General features: G+C 72.1%; 17 protein-coding genes. 15 read left to right on the top strand and 2 right to left on the bottom strand.

All coding sequences use genetic code 11. The features are described 5' to 3' along the window. Window positions 1-145 precede the first annotated feature (145 nt). The 15 genes from HHL10_RS17235 to HHL10_RS17165 all read left to right on the top strand — a co-directional run bounded on the left by HHL10_RS17235 (window position 146) and on the right by HHL10_RS17165 (window position 15,369). The gene (locus tag HHL10_RS17235) at window positions 146-988 is read left to right on the top strand and encodes an alpha/beta fold hydrolase (RefSeq protein ID WP_169161631.1); all 843 of its coding nucleotides are present in this window, start codon (window positions 146-148) and stop codon (window positions 986-988) included. Window positions 989-1,037: 49 nt separating this feature from the next. After that, window positions 1,038-1,829: a fumarylacetoacetate hydrolase family protein gene (locus HHL10_RS17230; RefSeq protein ID WP_169161694.1), complete on the top strand. Its 792-nt coding sequence runs from the start codon at window positions 1,038-1,040 to the stop codon at window positions 1,827-1,829. A gap of 12 nt (window positions 1,830-1,841) precedes the next feature. Next, complete coding sequence (locus HHL10_RS17225) at window positions 1,842-2,768, top strand: acetaldehyde dehydrogenase (acetylating) (protein WP_169161630.1); 927 nt, start codon at window positions 1,842-1,844, stop codon at window positions 2,766-2,768. Between the two features lie 12 nt (window positions 2,769-2,780). Continuing rightward, window positions 2,781-3,833, top strand: coding sequence for a 4-hydroxy-2-oxovalerate aldolase (dmpG, locus tag HHL10_RS17220; protein WP_169161629.1), 1,053 nt, complete (start codon window positions 2,781-2,783; stop codon window positions 3,831-3,833). Continuing rightward, the gene (locus HHL10_RS17215; RefSeq protein WP_169161628.1) at window positions 3,830-4,903 is read left to right on the top strand and encodes an alkene reductase; all 1,074 of its coding nucleotides are present in this window, start codon (window positions 3,830-3,832) and stop codon (window positions 4,901-4,903) included. Before dmpG ends, HHL10_RS17215 begins: the two co-directional genes overlap by 4 nt. 156 nt (window positions 4,904-5,059) lie before the next feature. Continuing rightward, the gene (locus HHL10_RS17210) at window positions 5,060-5,983 is read left to right on the top strand and encodes a VOC family protein (protein WP_169161627.1); all 924 of its coding nucleotides are present in this window, start codon (window positions 5,060-5,062) and stop codon (window positions 5,981-5,983) included. Between the two features lie 64 nt (window positions 5,984-6,047). After that, window positions 6,048-6,923, top strand: a complete 876-nt coding sequence (locus HHL10_RS17205; protein ID WP_169161626.1) for an SDR family oxidoreductase — start codon at window positions 6,048-6,050, stop codon at window positions 6,921-6,923. A gap of 10 nt (window positions 6,924-6,933) precedes the next feature. Continuing rightward, window positions 6,934-8,040: an acyl-CoA dehydrogenase family protein gene (locus tag HHL10_RS17200; protein ID WP_169161625.1), complete on the top strand. Its 1,107-nt coding sequence runs from the start codon at window positions 6,934-6,936 to the stop codon at window positions 8,038-8,040. Continuing rightward, the gene (locus HHL10_RS17195; RefSeq protein WP_169161624.1) at window positions 8,037-9,206 is read left to right on the top strand and encodes an acyl-CoA dehydrogenase family protein; all 1,170 of its coding nucleotides are present in this window, start codon (window positions 8,037-8,039) and stop codon (window positions 9,204-9,206) included. Before HHL10_RS17200 ends, HHL10_RS17195 begins: the two co-directional genes overlap by 4 nt. 168 nt (window positions 9,207-9,374) lie before the next feature. Further along, on the top strand, window positions 9,375-10,166 hold the full coding sequence (locus HHL10_RS17190; protein ID WP_169161623.1) for an SDR family oxidoreductase: 792 nt from the start codon (window positions 9,375-9,377) through the stop codon (window positions 10,164-10,166). Between the two features lie 4 nt (window positions 10,167-10,170). After that, on the top strand, window positions 10,171-10,632 hold the full coding sequence (locus HHL10_RS17185; RefSeq protein WP_169161622.1) for a MaoC family dehydratase: 462 nt from the start codon (window positions 10,171-10,173) through the stop codon (window positions 10,630-10,632). A gap of 11 nt (window positions 10,633-10,643) precedes the next feature. Beyond that, a complete protein-coding gene (locus HHL10_RS17180) occupies window positions 10,644-11,849 on the top strand; it encodes an acetyl-CoA C-acyltransferase (protein WP_169161621.1) in 1,206 nt (401 codons plus the stop codon). 14 nt (window positions 11,850-11,863) lie between these two features. Beyond that, complete coding sequence (locus tag HHL10_RS17175) at window positions 11,864-13,285, top strand: spinster family MFS transporter (RefSeq protein WP_169161620.1); 1,422 nt, start codon at window positions 11,864-11,866, stop codon at window positions 13,283-13,285. 38 nt (window positions 13,286-13,323) lie between these two features. Further along, the gene (locus HHL10_RS17170) at window positions 13,324-14,637 is read left to right on the top strand and encodes an MFS transporter (protein ID WP_205833084.1); all 1,314 of its coding nucleotides are present in this window, start codon (window positions 13,324-13,326) and stop codon (window positions 14,635-14,637) included. Window positions 14,638-14,679: 42 nt separating this feature from the next. Continuing rightward, window positions 14,680-15,369, top strand: a complete 690-nt coding sequence (locus HHL10_RS17165) for an EthD domain-containing protein (protein ID WP_205833083.1) — start codon at window positions 14,680-14,682, stop codon at window positions 15,367-15,369. Window positions 15,370-15,625: 256 nt separating this feature from the next. On the opposite strand, the gene HHL10_RS17160 is transcribed toward HHL10_RS17165, so the two are convergent. Then, window positions 15,626-16,735: an aromatic ring-hydroxylating dioxygenase subunit alpha gene (locus tag HHL10_RS17160; protein WP_169161618.1), complete on the bottom strand. Its 1,110-nt coding sequence runs from the start codon at window positions 16,733-16,735 to the stop codon at window positions 15,626-15,628. 149 nt (window positions 16,736-16,884) lie between these two features. After that, window positions 16,885-19,005, bottom strand: a complete 2,121-nt coding sequence (locus HHL10_RS17155; RefSeq protein WP_169161617.1) for an oxidoreductase — start codon at window positions 19,003-19,005, stop codon at window positions 16,885-16,887. Window positions 19,006-19,073: the final 68 nt, after the last annotated feature.

Raw genomic sequence — 19,073 nt, 5'->3', positions numbered from 1 at the left:
CTGATGCCCGTCCCGCCCCGGGACATCGTCCTTTCGGACGGCGGCCCGGCCCAGCGCTGCCCTAGTCCGTGCAGACGATGCCCGCGGACGACGTCATCTAAATCATCCGGGCACATCGCAATTCCGCGCCCAGCGCCGAGCCGACATGAACTCCACCGCGACGCCCATTCCCGTTGGCCATTACGCCGACATCGCACCTGTGGCGGGCGAAATTCAGCGCATCCACTACCACGACATGGGCGAAGGCGAGGCTGTCGTGTTCCTGCACGGCGCTGGCGCCGGCGCCAGCGGCTACAGCAACTTCAAGGGCAACTTCCCCGCCGTTGCGGCAGCGGGCTTTCGCGCGATCGTGCCCGACCTGCTGGGCTTCGGGCTTTCGAGCAAGCCTGACATCCCGCAGTACGACCTCGATTTCTTCGTGGCCGGGGTCAAGGGCCTGCTCGACGCACTGCGCCTCGACCGCGTGACGCTGCTGGGCAACTCGCTCGGTGGAGCCGTCGCGCTGGGACTGGCGCTGGCGTGCCCCGAGCGCGTGAGCCGCCTGATCCTGATGGCCCCGGGCGGCGTGGAGGATCTTGACACCTACCTGGCGATGCCGGGCATCGCCAACATGTTCAGCGTCTACCAGTCGGGCCGCTCCGGCCCCGACGCGATGCGCGAGGTGATGCGGCTGCAACTGTTCGATCCCGCGCTGCTGACCGACGAGATCATCGCCGAGCGCGCGCCGATCGCTGCGCTGCAGACACAGGCTGCCCGCAGCGTGCTCAAGGTCCCCGACATGACCGAGCGGCTGGGCCAGATCGGCTGCCCGGTGCTGGGATTCTGGGGCGTGAACGACCAGTTCAATCCGGTGCAGGGCGCCATGAAGCTCGCCACGGGCGTGCCTGATGCCAGGGTCGTGCTCGTGAACCGCTGCGGCCACTGGGTGCAGGTCGAGCACCGCGAGTGGTTCAACCAGCAGTGCATAGACTTTCTGCACCATGGTTGACGAATGCAACCACATATTTTTCGATCCTGAAGGCCACGGCACTGCCATGATGGAATCTCACCTCATCGACCGGCTCGGCGACGAGCTGTACGCGGCGCTGCGCGAGCGCCGCACGCTTGCTCCATTGAGCGACCGCCACCCCGGCGTGACCGTGGAGGACGCCTACCGCGTCTCGCTGCGGCTGCTGCAGCGCCGCGAAGCCGACGGCGAGCGCGTCATCGGCAAGAAGATCGGTGTCACCTCCAAGCCGGTGCAGGACATGCTCGGCGTGTTCCAGCCGGACTTCGGCTTCCTCACGGACGCGATGCAGGTGGGCGATGGCGCCTGTGTCAGCCTGGGCAAGAGCGGGCTGATCCAGCCACGGGCCGAGGGCGAGATTGCGTTCATGCTCGATGCGGACCTGCAAGGGCCCGGCGTCACGCGCGAGGACGTGCTCGGCGCGACGGCCTGGGTGGCGCCGTGCTTCGAGATCGTGGACTCGCGCATTGCCGACTGGCGCATCCGCATCCAGGACACGGTGGCCGACAACGCCAGTTGCGGCGTCTTCGTCATCGGTGCCCAGCGGACGAGCCCACGGGCGCTGGACCTGGCCGCCGTGCGCATGACGATGTCGCGCAACGGGCAGACCTGCGGCAGCGGCACGGGCGCTGCCGTCCAGGGGCACCCGGCCGAGGCGGTGGCGTGGCTCGCCAACACGCTGGGCGCCTACGGCATTCCCTTCCGCCGCGGCGAGCTGATCCTGTCGGGCTCGCTGGCGCCGCTGGTGCCGGTGGTTGCCGGCGACCGCTTCGACATGCAGGTCGAAGGCCTGGGCGGCTGCTGCATTTCCTTCACCGACTGAGGATCGCCTTACATGAGCCAGAAAATCAAGTGTGCGCTCATCGGCCCGGGCAACATCGGGACCGACTTGCTGATGAAGCTGCAACGCAGCCCGGTGCTGGAGCCGGTGTGGATGGTGGGCATCGACCCGGCTTCCGACGGCCTGCAGCGCGCGCGCGAGATGGGCCTCAAGACCACGGCTGAAGGCGTGGACGGGCTGCTGCCGCATGTCCGCGCCGATGGCGTGCAGATCGCCTTCGACGCCACGAGCGCCTATGTGCATGCCCAGAACAGCCGCAAGCTCAACGAGCTCGGCGTGCTCATGATCGACCTGACGCCCGCGGCGATCGGGCCGTTCTGCGTGCCCAGCGTGAACCTGCGCGAGCACCTGGGCCGCCGCGAGATGAACGTCAACATGGTCACCTGCGGCGGCCAGGCCACCATCCCGATGGTGGCCGCCGTGAGCCGCGTGCAGCCGGTCGCCTACGGCGAGATCGTGGCCACCGTCTCCAGCCGCTCGGTGGGCCCGGGCACGCGCAAGAACATCGACGAGTTCACGCGCACCACGGCCGGCGCGGTGGAGAAGGTCGGCGGCGCCAGGAAGGGCAAGGCCATCATCGTCATCAACCCGGCCGAGCCGCCGCTGATCATGCGCGACACGGTGCACTGCCTCACCGAGGGCGAGCCCGACCGCGAGGCCATCACCGAGTCCATCCACCGCATGGTGGCCGAGGTGCAGCAGTACGTGCCCGGCTACCGGCTGGTCAACGGCCCGGTGTTCGACGGCCAGCGGGTGTCGGTGTTCCTGGAGGTGGAAGGCCTGGGCGACTACCTGCCCAGGTACGCCGGCAACCTGGACATCATGACCGCCGCCGCGGCGCGCACTGCCGAGATGTTCGCCCACGAGATGCTGCGCGGCGAGCTGGTCCTGCAACCCGCCGCCACGGCCACCGCTGCCTGAAGGAGAGAGACCATGAGCACTGTCCTGCAAGGCCAGCGCGTGACGCTGCACGACATGACGCTGCGCGACGGCATGCATCCCAAGCGGCACCGCATCACGCTGGAGCAGATGAAGACCATCGCCTGCGGGCTCGACGCCGCGGGCGTGCCGCTGATCGAGGTCACGCACGGCGACGGCCTGGGTGGGGCCTCGGTGAACTACGGCTTCCCCGCGCACAGCGACGAGGAGTACCTGGGCGCCGTGGTCCCGCTGATGAAGCAGGCCAAGGTGTCGGCGCTGCTGCTGCCGGGCATCGGCACGGTGGACCACCTCAAGATGGCCCACGAGCTGGGCGTGCACACCATCCGCGTGGCCACGCACTGCACCGAGGCCGATGTCAGCGAGCAGCACATCGCGCGTGCCCGTTCGCTGGGCATGGACACGGTGGGCTTCCTGATGATGGCGCACATGAGCAGCCCCGAGGCTCTGGCTCGGCAGGCCAGGCTGATGGAGAGCTACGGCGCCAACTGCGTCTACGTCACCGACTCCGCCGGCTACATGCTGCCGCAGGATGTGAAGGCGCGGCTGCAGGTGGTGCGCGATGCGCTCCAGCCCGAGACCGAGCTGGGTTTCCACGGCCACCACAACCTGGCCATGGGCGTGGCGAACTCGCTGGCGGCCATCGAGAGCGGCGCCACGCGCGTCGATGCGGCGGCGGCCGGCCTGGGCGCCGGCGCGGGCAACACGCCGCTGGAGGTGCTGGTGGCGGTGTGCGAGCGGCTGGGCGTGGCGACCGGCGTGGACCTGTGGAAGATCCAGGACGTGGCCGAGGAGCAGGTGGTGCCCATCATGGACTTCCCCGTGCGCATCGACCGCGATGCGCTGACGCTGGGCTACGCCGGCGTCTACGGTTCCTTCCTCCTGTTCGCCAAGCGGGCCGGCGAGCGCTACGGCGTGCCCGCGCGCGAGCTGCTGGTGGAGCTGGGCCGGCGCGGCATGGTCGGCGGCCAGGAAGACTTGATCGAGGACACCGCGCTGACCATGGCGCGCGAACGACGTGCCGCCGCGGCCGGAGGCGGCGCATGACGCGCCGGCACCTGCTGCAGCCGCTGGTCCTGGGCGAGCTGCGCCTGGCCAACCGCATCGTGATGGCGCCGATGACGCGCAACCGCGCCGATCCCGACGGCACGCCGGGGCCGCTGATGGCGCAGCACTACGCCCAGCGCGCCGAGGCCGGGCTGATCGTGGCCGAGGGTACCTGGCCCAGTGTCACGGGGCAGGCCTACTGCCGGCAGCCGGGCATCAAGACCGCGGCCCACATCGCCGGCTGGAAGCGCGTGACCGATGCCGTGCATGCCCGCGGCGGCCTGATCGTGCTGCAGATCATGCACGGCGGGCGCATCGGCAGCCGCCACATCAAGCCCGCGGGCATCCCGACCGTCGCGCCCTCGGCGCTGCGCGCGGCCGGCGAGGTGTGGACCGACGCCGCCGGCATGCAGCCCTTCGACGAGCCGCAGGCGCTGACCACGCAGGAGGTGCGGGCCGTGGTGCGCGAGCATGCACAGGCGGCGCTCAACGCCCGCGAGGCGGGTTTCGACGGCGTGGAGCTGCACGGCACCAGCGGCTACCTGCCGATGCAGTTTCTCAGCAGCGGCAGCAACCGGCGCGAGGACGAGTACGGCGGCACGGTGGCGCGCCGCGCGCGCTTCGCCTTCGAGTGCCTGCAGGCCATGGCCGAGGCGATCGGCCCGGGGCGCGTGGGCCTGCGGCTGCGCCCGGGCAACACCTACAACGACATCCGCGACGACGACCCGGCCGCGTCGCATGCCGAGCTGATGCGCCAGGCCGCGACGCTGGACCTGGCCTACCTGCACGTGATGCGCGCGCCGGAGACCAGGATCGATGCCTTCACGCTGGCACGCGAGCATTTCGGCCACCGGCTCATCCTCAACGACGGCTTCGATGCCGCCGGCGCGGAGGACGCGCTGGCACGGCATGAGGGCGCGGCGGTCTCCTTCGCGCGCCACTTCATTGCCAATCCGGACCTGGTGCAGCGCCTGCGCGACGGCCTGCCGCTGGCCGGCTTCGACCGGCGCACGCTCTACACGCCGGGCCCCGCCGGCTACACCGACTACCCGGCCTGGTCGCCGGCCTGACCGAGCCGCAGCCCGGCTGCGGCGCCGGCCGGTGCGCGGGCAACCGGCCAGCGCCGGCGGCCGTAGTCCCATCGGACGATGAACCCGCCGCGCCGCCTTCCAAGAATGCATCCACTCCCGGCCCCCGGGCCGCAATCCCTGGACGAGACAACCACCATGAGCCTCATCAGCGCCCTGGCCTACGTCGTGGCCGAGACCACCGACATCGCGCGTTGGAAGACCTACGCGGAGGGCGTGCTCGGCATGATGACCGCGCCGACCCTGGAGGGCGGCCTGCACGTCAAGATGGACGAGCGGCAGTTCCGCTTCCTGGTCCAGCCGGGCGCGCACGACCGCTACGTGGCCTCGGGGTGGGAAACGCGCACGCAGGCCGACTTCGAGGCGGTGCTGGCGGCGCTGCGCGCGGCCGGCGTGGCCGTGGAGCTCGATGACGGCGCCCTGGCGCGCGGCCGTTGCGCCCGGCAGCTCGCCACCTTTGCCGACCCGTCGGGCAACCGCCACGAGCTGGTGTGGGGCTTCAAGTCGGACTTCATCCGCTTCGCCTCGCCGGCGGGCGTGCCGCGCTTCGTCACCGGCGACATCGGCATGGGCCACACGGTGCTGCCCGCGCCCGACTTCGAGGCCACCGTGCGCTTCTTCCGCGAGGTGCTGGGCTTCGGGCTGTCGGATATCTACAACTTCGAGCCGCCCGGCACCACCGGCGTGGTGCTGCCCATCCACTTCCTGCACTGCGGCAACGGCCGCCACCACAGCCTGGCACTGGCGGGCTTCCCGGCGCAGAGCGGCTGCGTGCACGTGATGGTGGAGGTGGACGACGTGGCCGAGGTGGGCCGGGCCATCGACCGCATGCAGGCGCACCAGGCGCTGCAGACGGCCACTCTGGGCCAGCACACCAACGACCGGATGATCTCCTTCTACATGCGCACGCCCTCGGGCTTCGACATCGAGTTCGGCTGCGGCGGCGCCGTCGTCGATTGGGCCGAGCACGTCGTGCACGAGTTCACCCGGGTCAGCCTGTGGGGCCACGATTTCAGCGTGTCCCAGAAGGCGCTGCTCGACAAGGACGCGGCTCAGGCCTGACCGCAGCCGCCGCGGCGTGCCTGCCGGGCGCGCCATGCATCAACCGCCAGGAAGGACACATCACATGGGGATCTGCGACGGGCGTACCGTCATCATCACCGGCGCCGGTGGCGGGCTGGGCCGCGCGTACGCGCTGGCCTTTGCCGCCGAGGGCGCCAATGTCGTGGTCAACGACATCCGCGAGGACGGCGTGCGCGCCGTGGCCGAGGAGGTGCGCCGCGCCGGAGGCCGCGCGCTGGCCAACACAGGCGACATCACCACCGTGGCCGGTGCGCAGCGCATCGCCGATGCCGCGCTGACCGAGTTCGGCGATGTGCAGGTGCTGGTCAACAACGCCGGCGTGCTGCGCGACCGCATGTTCCTCAGCCTCTCCGAAGACGACTGGGACACGGTGATGCGCGTGCACCTCAAGGGCCACTTCTGCCTGGCGAGCGTGCTGGGCCGCCGTTGGCGCGACCAGAAGAAGGCTGGCCAGCCCGTGGATGCCCGCATCATCAACACCAGCTCCGGCGCGGGCCTGCAGGGCTCCGTCGGCCAGAGCAACTACAGCGCAGCCAAGGCCGGCGTGGCGGGTCTGACCCTGGTGCAGGCGGCGGAGCTGGCCCGCTACGGCGTCACCGTCAACTGCCTGGCGCCCGCGGCGCGCACGGCCATGACGGAGAGCGCCATGCCGGAGATGGTGAAGAAGCCCGAGAGCGGCTTCGACGCCTGGGACCCGATGAACGTGGCCGGCATCGTCGTGTGGCTGGGCAGCGTGCAGTCCGCCCACGTCACGGGCCGCTGCTTCGAAGCCAAGGGCGGCGAGCTCTCGGTGGCCGACGGCTGGCGTACCGGCCGCATCATCGACAAGGGCGCGCGCTGGCAGCCCGCGGAGCTGGGGCCGGTGGTGGATCGGCTCCTCGCCGAGAGCGTGCCGCCGCAGCGCGTGTACGGCAGCTGAGGATGCCGGCATGGACCTGGCATTGAGCGAGGACCAGCGGCTGATCGCCGCGGCCGCGGCCGATTTCCTGGCCGAGGCCTGCGACTCGGCCGCCATGCGGCGCGCTGCCGCCAGCGAGGACGGCTTCGACCGCGCGCTGTGGCAGTGCATCACCGAGCAGGGCTGGTGCGGCGTGCAAGCGCCGCCCGAGGAGGACGGGCTTGGCCTGGGCTGGGTCGGCCTGGCGCTGCTGCAGGAGCAGCTGGGCCGGCGCCTGGCCTGCGTGCCGTTCTTCGACAGCGTCGTGCTGTCCGCGGCGCTGCTGCGCGGGCTGGCGGACGCCGGGCGGCCGCAGCTGGCCGAAGTGGAGCGCGGCACCGAGGTGGTTGCCTGCGCGCTGGAAGCCGGTGCGGCACGTGCGCTGCCCGACGGCAGCGGCTGGCGCCTGGAGGGTACGTGGGCACAAGTGGGTTCGGCCGCCTGGGCCGACACGCTGCTGCTGGCGGCCACCGACCCGGCCGGCGCCACCGTGCTGCTGGCCGTGAGCAGCGGCAGCCCGGCGCTGCGCATCGAGCCGCTGCGCAGCATCGACACCACGCGCCGCAGCGCCCGGGTGCAGGCGCAGGGCATCGTGTTGCCGGCCGGCGCCTGCCTGGGGCGCGGCGACACGCTGGATGAGGCACTGCGGCGCGCGCGTGACCTGGCCGCCATCGGGCTCGCGGCCGAGCAGCTAGGCACGGCGCAGCAGTGCCTGGAGCTCAGCACCGCCTATACCGTGCAGCGGCTGCAGTTCGGCCAGCCGGTGGCCCGCTTCCAGGCCGTGAAGCACCGCTGCGCGCAGATGCTGGTGGCCATCGAAAGCGCCCGCTCCGCTGTCTACGGCGCGGCGGCCGTGGCCGACCTGGAGCCCGACGCCGCGACGCTGGCCTTCCACGCCGCGCAGGCTCGCTGCGAGGCCACCGAGGCCGCGCAGTTCTGCGCCCAGGAAGCGATCCAGCTGCACGGCGGCGTGGGCTACACCTGGGAATACGACCCGCAGCTGTACTTCAAGCGCGCGCAGGCCGACAGCCAGCGGCTGCAGCCGCTGTCCTGGTGGCGCGAGCGCGTCGCCGCTCAACTCCTGGAGCGCGCCCCGTGAACCTGATCGAGACCGATGACGAGCGAGCCTTCCGCGCCGATGTCCAAGGCTGGATGCGCTCGCACCTGCAAGGCGAATTCGAGCCGCTGCGCGGCTGTCACGGCCCCGGCGCACCGGGCTTCGACGGGGCCCTGGCCAAGCGCTGGGAGCAGACCCTGGCGCGGGCCGGGTGGGTGGGGATCGGCTGGCCGCGCGAAGCCGGCGGTGCGGCGATGCCGCTGGCGCAGCAGATGATCTTCCACGAGGAGTACGTGCGCGGTGGCGGCCCGGGTCGCCTGGGCCACATCGGCGAGCAGCTGCTCGCCCCCACGCTCATCGCCTACGGCACCGACGAGCAGAAGGCCCGCTTCCTGCCGGGCATCCGCGCCGGCACCGCGTACTGGGCCCAGGGCTACTCGGAGCCGGGCGCCGGCTCCGACCTGGCCAACGTGCGCACCCGCGCGCGGCGCGACGCCGCCAGCGGCGACTGGGTCATCGACGGCCAGAAGGTCTGGACCTCGTGGGCGCATGAAAGCGACTGGATCTTCGTGCTGGCGCGCACCGAGCCCGGCTCCGAGCGGCACCAGGGGCTCACGCTGCTGCTGGTGCCGCTGCACCAGGACGGCATCACGATCCGGCCGATCCGGCAGATGACGGGCAGCGCCGAGTTCAACGAGGTGTTCTTCGACGGCGCCCGCACCGAGGGCGCGCTGCACCTGGGCGCACCGGGCCAGGGCTGGAAGGTGGCGATGGCGCTGCTGGGCTTCGAGCGTGGGGTGTCCACGCTCGGACAGCAGGCGCATTTCAGGCACGAGCTCGACCTCGTGATCGAGACCGCCCGCGCCAATGGCGCGGCGCGCGATGCGCTGCTGCGCCAGCGCATCGCGCAGGCGGCCCTGGGGCTGGCCACGCTGCGCTTCCATGCCTTGCGGCTGCTGGGCGCGCAGGACGGCGCCCTGCCGGGCGCGGCCTATACCTCGAAGTACGCCTGGTCGAACTGGCGCCGTGACCTGGGTCGGCTGGCGATGGACGTGCTGGGCGCCGCGGGCGACGTGGTGGACGACGACACCACGCGACAGCGCCTGCAGCTGCTGTGGCTGGGCAGCCGCGCCGACACCATTTACGCCGGCACCAACGAGATCCAGCTCAACCAGATCGCCGAGCGGGCACTGGGCATGCCGCGCTGAGGCCGGCTGCCGCCACCCATGGCGTCGCCGGCTGCTCCAGCCGGCGGCGCCAGCACCCGTGCCCAAAAGCGCCGGGCCTGCTCCCGCCTCTTCGTCCATTGGGACGATGCCGCAGCGCTCACCGCGCCACACGATGGGCGCATTCCCTGCACCCGACAAGAGGTTTTGATGGCAACGATTCCCGCGCCTTCCTACGTGCCCCCGCACGGCCTGCTGGCCGGCAAGAGCGTCCTGGTCACCGCCGCGGCCGGCGCCGGCATCGGCTTCGCCGCGGCGCGCCGCGCGGCCGAGGAGGGCGCGCGCGCTGTGCTGGTGAGCGACGTCCACGAACGGCGCCTGACCGAAGCGGTGGCCGAGCTGCGGCGCACGACCGGGCTGCAGGCGGTCCATGGGCTGCTTTGCGACGTCAGCCGGCAGGAGCAGGTGGACGCGCTGTTCGCAGAGGCCGCCGAGCGGCTGGGCGCCATCGACGTGCTCATCAACAACGCGGGCCTGGGCACCTCGTGCCGCCTCGTGGACATGCCCGACGAGGAGTGGCAGCGCGTCGTGGACGTGACGCTGACCGGCACCTTCCGCATGACGCGCGCGGCCCTGCGCGCCATGCAGCCCCACGGGCGCGGCGTCATCGTCAACAACGCCTCGGTGCTGGGCTGGCGCGCGCAGGCCGAGCAAGCGCACTACGCCGCGGCCAAGGCCGGGGTGATGGCGCTCACGCGCTGCGCGGCGCTGGAGGCCGCCGAGTTCGGCGTGCGCGTCAATGCCGTGGCGCCCTCCATCGCGATCCATGCCTTCCTGAAGAAGTCGGCCAGCGACGCGCTGCTCGACGAGCTGGCTGCGAAGGAGGCCTTCGGCCGCGCGGCCGAGCCCTGGGAGGTCGCCAACGTGATGGTCTTCCTCGCCAGCGACTATTCGAGCTACATGACCGGCGAGGTGGTCTCGGTCAGCTCGCAGCGGGCCTGAAACCATGGCGGCGCTCTACGACAGCACCGAGGCGGTGCTCCGCAGCGTGGACCGGGACCTCGGCGCGACCGACTGGATGGTGCTCGCACAGGAGCGTATCGACCTGTTCGCGCAGGCCACCGGCGACCACCAGTGGATTCACGTGGACCCGGTGCGCGCCGCGCAGGGCCCCTTCGGCGCCTGCGTGGCGCACGGCTACCTCACCCTGGCCCTGGCCAACCTGTTCCTGCCGCAGCTCGTGCGCTACGAGCGCCTGCGGATGGGCGTGAACTACGGCTGCGACCGGGTGCGTTTCCCGGCACCGGTGAAGGCCGGATCGCGCGTGCGCGGCAGCGGGCGCGTGGTGGCCGCCGAGCCCGTGGCGGGGGGCGGCGTGCAGGTCACGATCCGCATCACCGTCGAGGTCGAGGGCAGCGAGCGGCCCGGCTGCGTCGTGGACACGATCAGCCGTTTGTATTTCGAGTAAAGGAAAGTCACATGCTCAACGAAGCCGTCATCGTTTCCACGGCCCGCACGCCCATCGCGCGGGCCTTCCGTGGCGCCTACAACGACACCGAGGCGCCGGTGCTGGGTGGCCACGTGATCCGGGCCGCGCTGGCGCGCGCCGGCGTGGACGGCGCCGACGTCGACGACGTGATCCTGGGCGTGGCGGCGCAGCAGGGCACGCAGGGCTACAACCTCGGGCGCTTGTGCGGCTACACCGCGGGGCTGCCGCAGGAGGTGGGCGGCATGGCCATCGACCGCATGTGCGCCTCCGGGCTGGTGAGCATCGCCACCGCGGCCAAGGGCATCATGGCCGGCGAGTACGGGATCGCGGTGGCCGGCGGCCTGGAGTCCATCTCGCTGGTGCAGAACCGCCACAAGAACAGCTACCGCGCGCAGTCGCAGGCCGTGCTGCAGGCCGCCCCGGCGGCGTACATCCAGATGATCGAGACGGCCGAGATCGTGAGCCGCCGCTACGGCATCAGCCGCGCCGCGCAGGACGAGTACGCGCTGCGCAGCCAGATGCGCACCGCCGCCGCGCAGCAGGCCGGGCTGTTCGCCGACGAGATCGTGCCGCTGTCCACCGTCAAGCAGCTCCTCGACAAGGAAGGCAACGTCACCGGCACGCAGGAGGTGCTGCTGACCCAGGACGAGGGCAACCGCGCCGACACCACGGCGCAGAGCCTGGCCGGGCTCAAGCCCGTGTGGAAGGGCGGACAGTGGGTCGCGCAGGGCGAGTTCATCACCGCCGGCAATGCGTCGCAGCTCTCGGACGGCGCCTCGGCCTCGGTGCTGATGAGCCGTGCCGAGGCCGGGCGCCGCGGCCTCAAGCCGCTGGGGGCCTACCGTGGCTTGGCGGTGGCGGGTTGCGGGCCCGAGGAAATGGGCATCGGCCCGGTGTTCGCCATCCCGAAGCTGCTGCAGCGCCACGGCCTGACCGTGAGCGACATCGGCCTGTGGGAGCTCAACGAGGCCTTCGCCTGCCAGGTGCTGCACTGCCGGGACCGCCTGGGCATCCCCGACGAGCGCCTCAACGTCAACGGCGGGGCGATCTCCATCGGGCACCCGTTCGGCATGTCCGGCGCGCGGCTGGTGGGCCATGCGCTGCTCGAAGGGCGCCGGCGTGGCGTGCGGCTGGTCGTGGTGAGCATGTGCATCGGCGGCGGCATGGGCGCGGCGGCGCTGTTCGAGGTGCTCTGACCGGAGCGCTGAACATGGCCCGCCTGAACCCGACCCTGCGCGTGGAGGCCGCCGCCGTGGCGCCACGCACCACGCCGGCACCCGACGACGGCGCGGCGAGCGCCGCGCTGCCCGGTGCCGCCTACGGCACGCGCAGCCACTGGACGCTGTTCGTGCTGCTGCTGGTCTACACCATGGCCTTCATCGACCGGCAGATCCTGGGACTGCTGGTGCAGCCCATCAAGCAGGAGCTTGGCGTCTCCGACACGGCCATGGGGCTCCTGGGCGGGCTGAGCTTTGCGCTGTTCTACAGCCTGCTGGGCATTCCGTTCGGGCGCCATGCCGACCATGCCAACCGCCGCAACTTCGTCGCCTGGTGCTGCGCCGCCTGGAGCGGCATGACGGCGCTGTGCGGCCTGGCCACGGGCTACTGGACGCTGTTCCTGGCCCGCGTCGGCGTGGCCGTGGGCGAGGCCGGCTGCACGGCGCCGTCGGCGTCGATGGTGGCCGACCACTACCCGCCCCGCCTGCGCGGGCGGGCCATGGGCGTGTACTGGCTCGGCCCGCAGCTGGGCATCCTGCTGGGGCTGACCATCGGGGGCTGGATCGCGCATCACCACGGCTGGCGGGCCGCCTTCCTGTGGATGTCCATTCCGGGCGTGCTCGCGGCGCTGCTGCTGCGGCTGACGACGGTGGAGCCCCTGCGCGGACGCTGGGAGCAGCCGGCTGCAGTCGCGGGCGCGGGTGACGCGGCGACGCCGCCGCGCGAGCCGATGGCCGTGCTGGTGCGCAGCCTCTGGGCGTCCCGGGCCTTCCGCTGGACGACGCTGGCGGGGCTGACGATGGGGTTTGCCGGCTACGGCATCGGGCTGTGGATGCCGGCGTTCCTGGTGCGCTCGCACGGCATGACGCTGCAGGGCGCGGGCATCGTGATGGGGCTGTTGGGCGGTGTCGCGGCGATGCTGGGTTCGCTCACGGGCGGCTGGCTCAGCGACCGGCTGGGCCAGCGCGATGCGCGCTGGCGCCTGGGGGTGCCGCTCATCGGCTGCGTGCTGTCGGTGCCGGCGGCGCTGGCCTTCTTCGCCTGGCCGGCGGGCACGGGCTGGACCCTCGGCGACGTGGCCGTGCCCCGGGCCGTTGCCGCCTACCTGCTGTTCGGCGTGTTCGCGGTGTGGTGGACCGCGCCGGTGTACGCGGTGCTGGCGGAGCTCATCGCGCCGCACCGCCGCGTCACCGCCCTGGCGTTCTTCAACCTCGGGATGACGATGGTCGGCGGCGGGCTGGGCCCGTTGTTCACGGGAGCGCTCAGCGACGCGCTGGTGCCCGCGCTGGGCCAGGAGGCGCTGCGCTGGGCGCTGGCTGCCAGCTCGGGCGGCTGCTACGCGCTGGGTGCCGTGGCGTTCGTGCTGGCGCTGCGGGCGTATGCGCGCGAGCGCGCCGCACCGTCCCCGGCCTGAAGGGGCGGCCGATGCTCCCCAGGACCGATCAGCCGCCGGTGCCTGCGTCCACCGGCTCGCGCTACACGCTGGTGCTGCTGACGCTGCTGTCGGCGCTGGCGTTCATGGACCGCCAGGTGCTGGCGGTGCTCATCACGCCGGTCAAGGCCGAGTTCGGGCTCAGCGACCTGCAGGTCGGGCTGGTCACGGGCCTGGGCTATGCACTGGCCTTTGCGGTGCTGGGCGTGCCCATGGGCCGGCTGGCCGATCGGCTGGAGCGGCGCAGCGTCGTGGCCTGGTGCCGCGGCCTGGGCGGCGCGCTCGGGGCGCTGGGGGCCATGACGACAGGCGCCTGGTCGCTGATGGCCACGCGCGCGGGCGGCGCGCTCAGCGATGCCGGTGCCGGCCCGGCGTCCATGGCGCTGCTGGCCGAGCTGTACCCGCCGGAGCAGCGCTCCCGGGTGATGAGCGTGTTCAGCGCCGGCGCCAGCCTCGGCGCGCTGCTGGCGCTGCTGGTGGGCGCCTGGCTCGCGCAGCGCTACGGCTGGCGCACCACGGTGGCGCTGGTGGGCGCGGCGTCCCTGGTGATGGCGCTGGTGCTGCGCCTGACCGTCAGGGCCTTGCCCAAGGCCGTGCATGCCGGTGCCGCCGCTGCCGCGGCACGGGGCGGCGTGGCCGAGATCTGGAGCATGCCCGTGGCGCGCAGCCTGATCCTGGCCACCGCGTTCGCGCTGGTGGCCGGCTACGGCTTCGGTGCCTGGAACCTGTCGCTGCTGGTGCGGCGCCACGGCCTGGACCTGCAGGCCGCGGGCATGGTTTCGACCGTGGCCGCGCTGAGCTCCGTCGTGGGCAGCCTCTGGGCCGGCGCGCTGGCCGACCGGCTCACGCGCCGCGACCTGCGCTGGCAGCTGGGCGTGCCCCTGCTCGGCATGGGGCTGGCATTGCCTTGCGGCGTGGGCTACCTGCTGCTGCCTGCCGGCGCGCTGGTGCCGGCGGTGGCGCTGGTGGCCGGGTTCTCGCTGTTCGTCTCCTGGTGGGCTGCGCCCGTGTACGCGGCCTTGAGCCTGGTCGTGCCGCCGCGGCGCCGGGCCACCGCCAACGCCATGATGCTGATGGCCGGCGCGGTGGTGGGCACCGGCCTGGGGCCGGTAGGCGTGGGCTGGCTCAGCGACCACCTCGCGCGCCTGGGCCTGGACGCGACCCCGGGCGAGAGCCTGCGCTGGGCCCTGCTGGGCGCCATGGCGATGCTGTTGCCCTGCCTGCTGATGCTGCTGCGCGGGCTGCGGGCCTATCCGGCCGCCCGGCAAGCCTCGTCGATGCCCCAGACCGTCCAGGCCGTGGCGCTACCTGAAAAGGGCCTGCCCGCGCGCTGACGCCGACGGGCCCGGCCGTTGTCTGTCGAGCGGAGAAGCCCCTTGAGTTGGAAGATGATCTACCTGGCCCGCCGCAACCCGGCGCTGGCCCCGCAAGCGTTCGCGCAAGCCTGGCGCGAGCACTCGGCGCTTGGCCGCGCCTGCCGCAACGTGCAGGACCGCGTGCTGGCCGTGGCGCAATGTTCGAGGGTGCTGGACCTGGCGCTGCCCGGCGCCAGCGCCGACCACGACGGTGTGGCGCTGCTGGCGCTGCGCGACGGCGAGTCCGCCCGCGACATCTGGAACGATTCCGAGACGCTGGCCGTGATGCGGCCCGACGAGCCGCGGGTGTTCGCCGGCTACGTGCGGGACTTCGCGCTGGTGGGCCGGGAGCGCGTGCTGCGCGATGGCGCGCGCGGCGGCAGCGCCGTCATCGCCTTCGTGCGGCGGCCCACGGCGCTGTCGAAGGCCGGGTTCGACGCGGCCTGGTGCGCCGGCGAGCCCGAGCCCTGGCTCGATGCGCCGGCATTGCGGCACGCCACGCGGGTCGTCCACAACCGCGTGGAGCACACGCCGCCGCCGGGCTACGACTTCGACGGCATCGCCGAGTGGTGGTTCGACACGCCGGCCGCCGCCGTGGCGGCCTTCGGGCCCGGTGGCCTCCAGGCCAGGCTGCCCGCCGCGCTGGCCGGCATGTGCGACCCGGCGCGCTCGGTGTTCATGTTCACCCACGTCACGCACAGCCGCCCATAGATGCCGCGCGCAACGGCCTGCCAGATGGCAGGCCGTTGTCGTTTCGCGCTGCGGGTTCAGCCGCTCATTCCGAATTCAGTTTGGTCATGAAATGACCCGTTCGTACTGACCCTTCGGTACCTCAGGGCAGGGTGCGCCTTACGGCGCATCGAAGTACGAATCCGACAGGCTGCGATGGCAGCACCACGGCGGAGGCCGTTCATCCTTCGATACCTCAGGACGAACGGAATACTTCATCAACAAGCGCGAGTCGGCATCAGGCCGGTTCCGCCGTTCGCTGCGTGTAGGGCACCGCGCCCTTGGGCACGTACAGGCCTTCGCACTGGTCCAGGAACTCGCGCTGCATGGCGCGCGGGTTGTAGAACTGCCGGTACCAGATGCGGGCCTTCATGAACGGGCCGTCGCTGGGCAGAAACAGGCCGTTGAGGCAGGGCGCCTTGTTGACCCAGACCTCGAAGTCCTGCGCAAAGGCCAGGCGGCTGGCTTCCTGGTACTGCTTGGCCGTCACCCTGTCGGCCACCGTGGTGCGCGCGCTGCCCGACGGCGACTTGACGATGAGCGAGTGCCAAACCTTGACGCTGCCGTCGTCCACCGGCGTGTGCATGATCAGCAGCAGCGAGTCGAACAGGCCGGTCATCTTCGACACCAGCACGCCGGGGCCGTGGTAGGTCGTGATCGTGTGCAGGATGGCGCTCACGCCGTCCGGGCCCACCAGGGTGCGGTGGCCGCCGCACTGGCGCTGCGTCGCCTGGTGGCCTTCGAACTCGCACTCGAAGCGCTCGACGGTGGAGCCGTGGATCGGGCCCAGGTGCCCGTAGTCGCAGATGTTGTCCACCACCTCCTGCGCATGCTGGTTCAGCAGACCCAGGTGGTCCCAGTGGCCCGGGACCCAGGCCGGGTCCTCGTACTCCGGGAAGCTGGGGTGTTCCCACTGCGGCTCGCCGCCCTCGGGGTCGTGCCACAACCAGATGGCGCCCAGGCTCTCGCGCACGGTCCAGCTCTTGACGCACGCCGCGGCCGGGATCGGGCCCTGGTGGTACGGGATGTCGTCGCACTTGCCGTCGGGGCCGAAGCGCCACGCGTGGTACGGACAGCGGATGCCGTCGCCCTCGACGTTGCTGCCGCCACCATCGACGATGACGTAGCTCGTGTTGTTGGGCGCGGCCAGGTGCGTCTTCATGTGCGGGCAGTACGCGTCGAGCAGCACCACCTTGCCGGTGGCGCGTCCGCGGTACAGCGCGAAGTCCTTGCCGAAGAAGCGCACGGCCAGCGGCTTGTGCGTGTCGAGCTCCCGGGCGTCGGCGATCATGAACCAGCCGCGCGGGAAGGTGTATTCACCGAGCCGGTAATCCTTGGTGGTGGCCATCAGGGTCCTCAAAGGTGGTGGTAGGGGGCGAAGCGCCGTGACGATGTTCGACGCCCGCCCGCGCGCCCGCATACCCCGTTCGGACGAGGGCCGGCGGCGCCCTCATGGATGCGCCGGCAACCTCCAGGCCCGTGATGTCCGGCCGCCGCTCACACCTCGCGGCCGGCGCGGTGGCCGTCGCGCATCGCGCCCTCGATGTAGCCCAGGCCGGCACAGTCGCCGATGCGCTGCAGCGGCACGCCGCAGCCCTCCAGCGCGCGGGCCACGCCGTCGTCGGCTTCGGCACCCAGGGCGAGCACCACGGAGTCGGCTGCGGTGCGCTGCGCGGCGCCGGCCGCATCGGTCCAGCGCACCGCGTCGCGCTCGATGCCTTGCACCGAGGCGCGCAGGTGCAGCCGGCCGTGCGACTGCACCGCGTCCAGCACGCGCCAGCGCCGCACGATGGAGAGCTCGCGCCCGGCATGCGTGCCCGGCTCCAGCACCGTGACCTCGCGCCCGCGCGCCAGCAGGAACTCCGCCAGCTCCAGCCCCACCAGGCCGCCGCCGACGACCACCACCCGCCTGCCCAGCGGCATCCACAGCTTGCTCAGGCTCTGGATGGCCTGCGTGCTGTCCGTCACGCGCAGCATGCCGCCGGCCTTGAACAGCGCCCGCTCGGCCAGGCTCAGCTTGGCCCGCGCGATCGCGTCCGCGCCGTCGCCCGTCATCAGCCGGCGCAACTCGTCGCCGCTCCAGACGTGGTTCTGGGTCGCGCCGGGAATGGCCGGCGCGGCGCGGCGGGCGCCACTGGCCACGACGATCGCGTCGGGCCGCAGCCGCTGCACCAGCGCGGCGTCGGCCTCGGTGTTGAGCATCAGCTCGATGGGCAGCTGGCGCACCTGGGCCACGAGGTGGTCCAGCAGCCGGCCGTTCTCCGGGTAGGCCAGCGCCGCGAAGAAGAGCGTGCCGCCCAGGCGGTCGCTGCGCTCCACCAGCGTCACGCGGTGGCCGCGCAGCGCCGCCACGCGCGCGGTCTCCATGCCGGCCGGGCCGCCGCCGACCACCAGCACGTGCTTCGGCTCCGCGGCGGGCACAAGGGCGGCCTCGTGCTCGTGGCCGGTCTGGGGATTCACCGCGCACTTGACGCGGCGGTTGACGAAGATCTCGCTGACGCAGGCGTAGCAGTAGATGCAGGGCCGGATGTCCTGCGGCCGGTTTTCGGCCAGCTTGATCGGGATCTCCGGGTCGGCAAGCATCTTGCGCGCCATGGCCACGAAGTCGATCTGTCCGGCCTCGACGGCCCGGGCCGCGGCCTCGGGTTCGAGCCGGCCGCTGGTGATGACGGGCACGTTCACCGCGCGGCGGATGGCGGCCGCGTTGTCCAGGAATGCGCCGGGCTGCTGGGGAATGGGCGCATCGGTGAACGCGCTGCCGCTGACCATCAGCGCGTAGGCGGAGACGCTGATCGCGTCCGCCCCCGCCTGCGCGCACAGCCGGGCCGTGGCGATGGCGTCGTCGAGCGTGATGCCGCCGGGCGTGTGCAGCTCCGCGGCGTCGAGCCGCACCCAGACCGGGAAGTCCCGGCCGACGCGGGCGCGCACCGCGGCCAGCGTCTGCAGCAGCAGCCGGGCGCGGTTTTCCAGCGGGCCGCCGTACTCGTCGTCACGCTGGTTGGCGTAAGGCGAGAGGAAGTTGGCCAGGATGTAGTTGTGCGCCCCGTGGATTTCCAGGGCGTCGAAGCCGGCCTGGCGTGCGCGTACCGCGGCCGCGGCGAACCATTCGACCAGCTGCTCGATGTCGGCGCGGTCCATGACGCGCATGCGCGGCTTGTGCGGACCGATGCCCACGAAGGTGGCCAGCTCCTCGGGCGTCACCGCCTCCATGCCGGACGGCACATGCGCCTTGGGCATCGACGGCACCCACACCTCCCGGCCCAGGGCGCGGTCCTGCGCGGCGTTCTTGCCGCCGTGGTGCAGCTGCATCGCGATCTTCGCGCCGTGGCGGTGCGCCCGCTCGGCCACGCCGGCCAGCCCGGGGATGAACTCGTCTCGCGACACGCCGACCTGGAACGGCTCGCCGGTGCCGTGCGGGTACGCCACGCCGCACACGCCCATGGTCAGCAGCCCGGCGCCGCCCTTGGCACGCGCCTCGTAGTAGGCCTGGATGCGCTCGCCGCAATGGCCGTCGCTCTCGGCGAAGTTGGAGCCCATGGGCGCCATGACGATGCGGTTGCGCAGTTCGAGGCTGCCGATGCGGCCAGGCTGCAGCAGGGCGGAATAGGGGTTGGACATGCGGTTTCCCTCCGGGGCAATGGCTCCGCGCGGATTGTGGAAGCCGCCCGCCGCCCGGCATCGTCCGT

It is taken from the genome of Azohydromonas caseinilytica (assembly GCF_012927045.1).
Lineage (GTDB): Bacteria > Pseudomonadota > Gammaproteobacteria > Burkholderiales > Burkholderiaceae_C > Azohydromonas > Azohydromonas caseinilytica.
Note: the sequence above shows the minus strand (reverse complement) of the source record. Positions and strands in the feature narration are given on the sequence as shown.

Bases quoted from the DNA above. Each gene is read 5' to 3' on its own strand.
- HHL10_RS17200 (WP_169161625.1), top strand. From the start codon at position 6,934: ATGGACCTGGCATTGAGCGAGGACCAGCGGCTGATCGCCGCGGCCGCG.
- dmpG (WP_169161629.1), top strand. From the start codon at position 2,781: ATGAGCACTGTCCTGCAAGGCCAGCGCGTGACGCTGCACGACATGACG.
- HHL10_RS17230 (WP_169161694.1), top strand. From the start codon at position 1,038: ATGGAATCTCACCTCATCGACCGGCTCGGCGACGAGCTGTACGCGGCG.
- HHL10_RS17210 (WP_169161627.1), top strand. From the start codon at position 5,060: ATGAGCCTCATCAGCGCCCTGGCCTACGTCGTGGCCGAGACCACCGAC.
- HHL10_RS17180 (WP_169161621.1), top strand. From the start codon at position 10,644: ATGCTCAACGAAGCCGTCATCGTTTCCACGGCCCGCACGCCCATCGCG.
- HHL10_RS17155 (WP_169161617.1), bottom strand. From the start codon at position 19,005: ATGTCCAACCCCTATTCCGCCCTGCTGCAGCCTGGCCGCATCGGCAGC.
- HHL10_RS17205 (WP_169161626.1), top strand. From the start codon at position 6,048: ATGGGGATCTGCGACGGGCGTACCGTCATCATCACCGGCGCCGGTGGC.
- HHL10_RS17225 (WP_169161630.1), top strand. From the start codon at position 1,842: ATGAGCCAGAAAATCAAGTGTGCGCTCATCGGCCCGGGCAACATCGGG.
- HHL10_RS17235 (WP_169161631.1), top strand. From the start codon at position 146: ATGAACTCCACCGCGACGCCCATTCCCGTTGGCCATTACGCCGACATC.
- HHL10_RS17190 (WP_169161623.1), top strand. From the start codon at position 9,375: ATGGCAACGATTCCCGCGCCTTCCTACGTGCCCCCGCACGGCCTGCTG.
- HHL10_RS17215 (WP_169161628.1), top strand. From the start codon at position 3,830: ATGACGCGCCGGCACCTGCTGCAGCCGCTGGTCCTGGGCGAGCTGCGC.
- HHL10_RS17160 (WP_169161618.1), bottom strand. From the start codon at position 16,735: ATGGCCACCACCAAGGATTACCGGCTCGGTGAATACACCTTCCCGCGC.
- HHL10_RS17175 (WP_169161620.1), top strand. From the start codon at position 11,864: ATGGCCCGCCTGAACCCGACCCTGCGCGTGGAGGCCGCCGCCGTGGCG.
- HHL10_RS17185 (WP_169161622.1), top strand. From the start codon at position 10,171: ATGGCGGCGCTCTACGACAGCACCGAGGCGGTGCTCCGCAGCGTGGAC.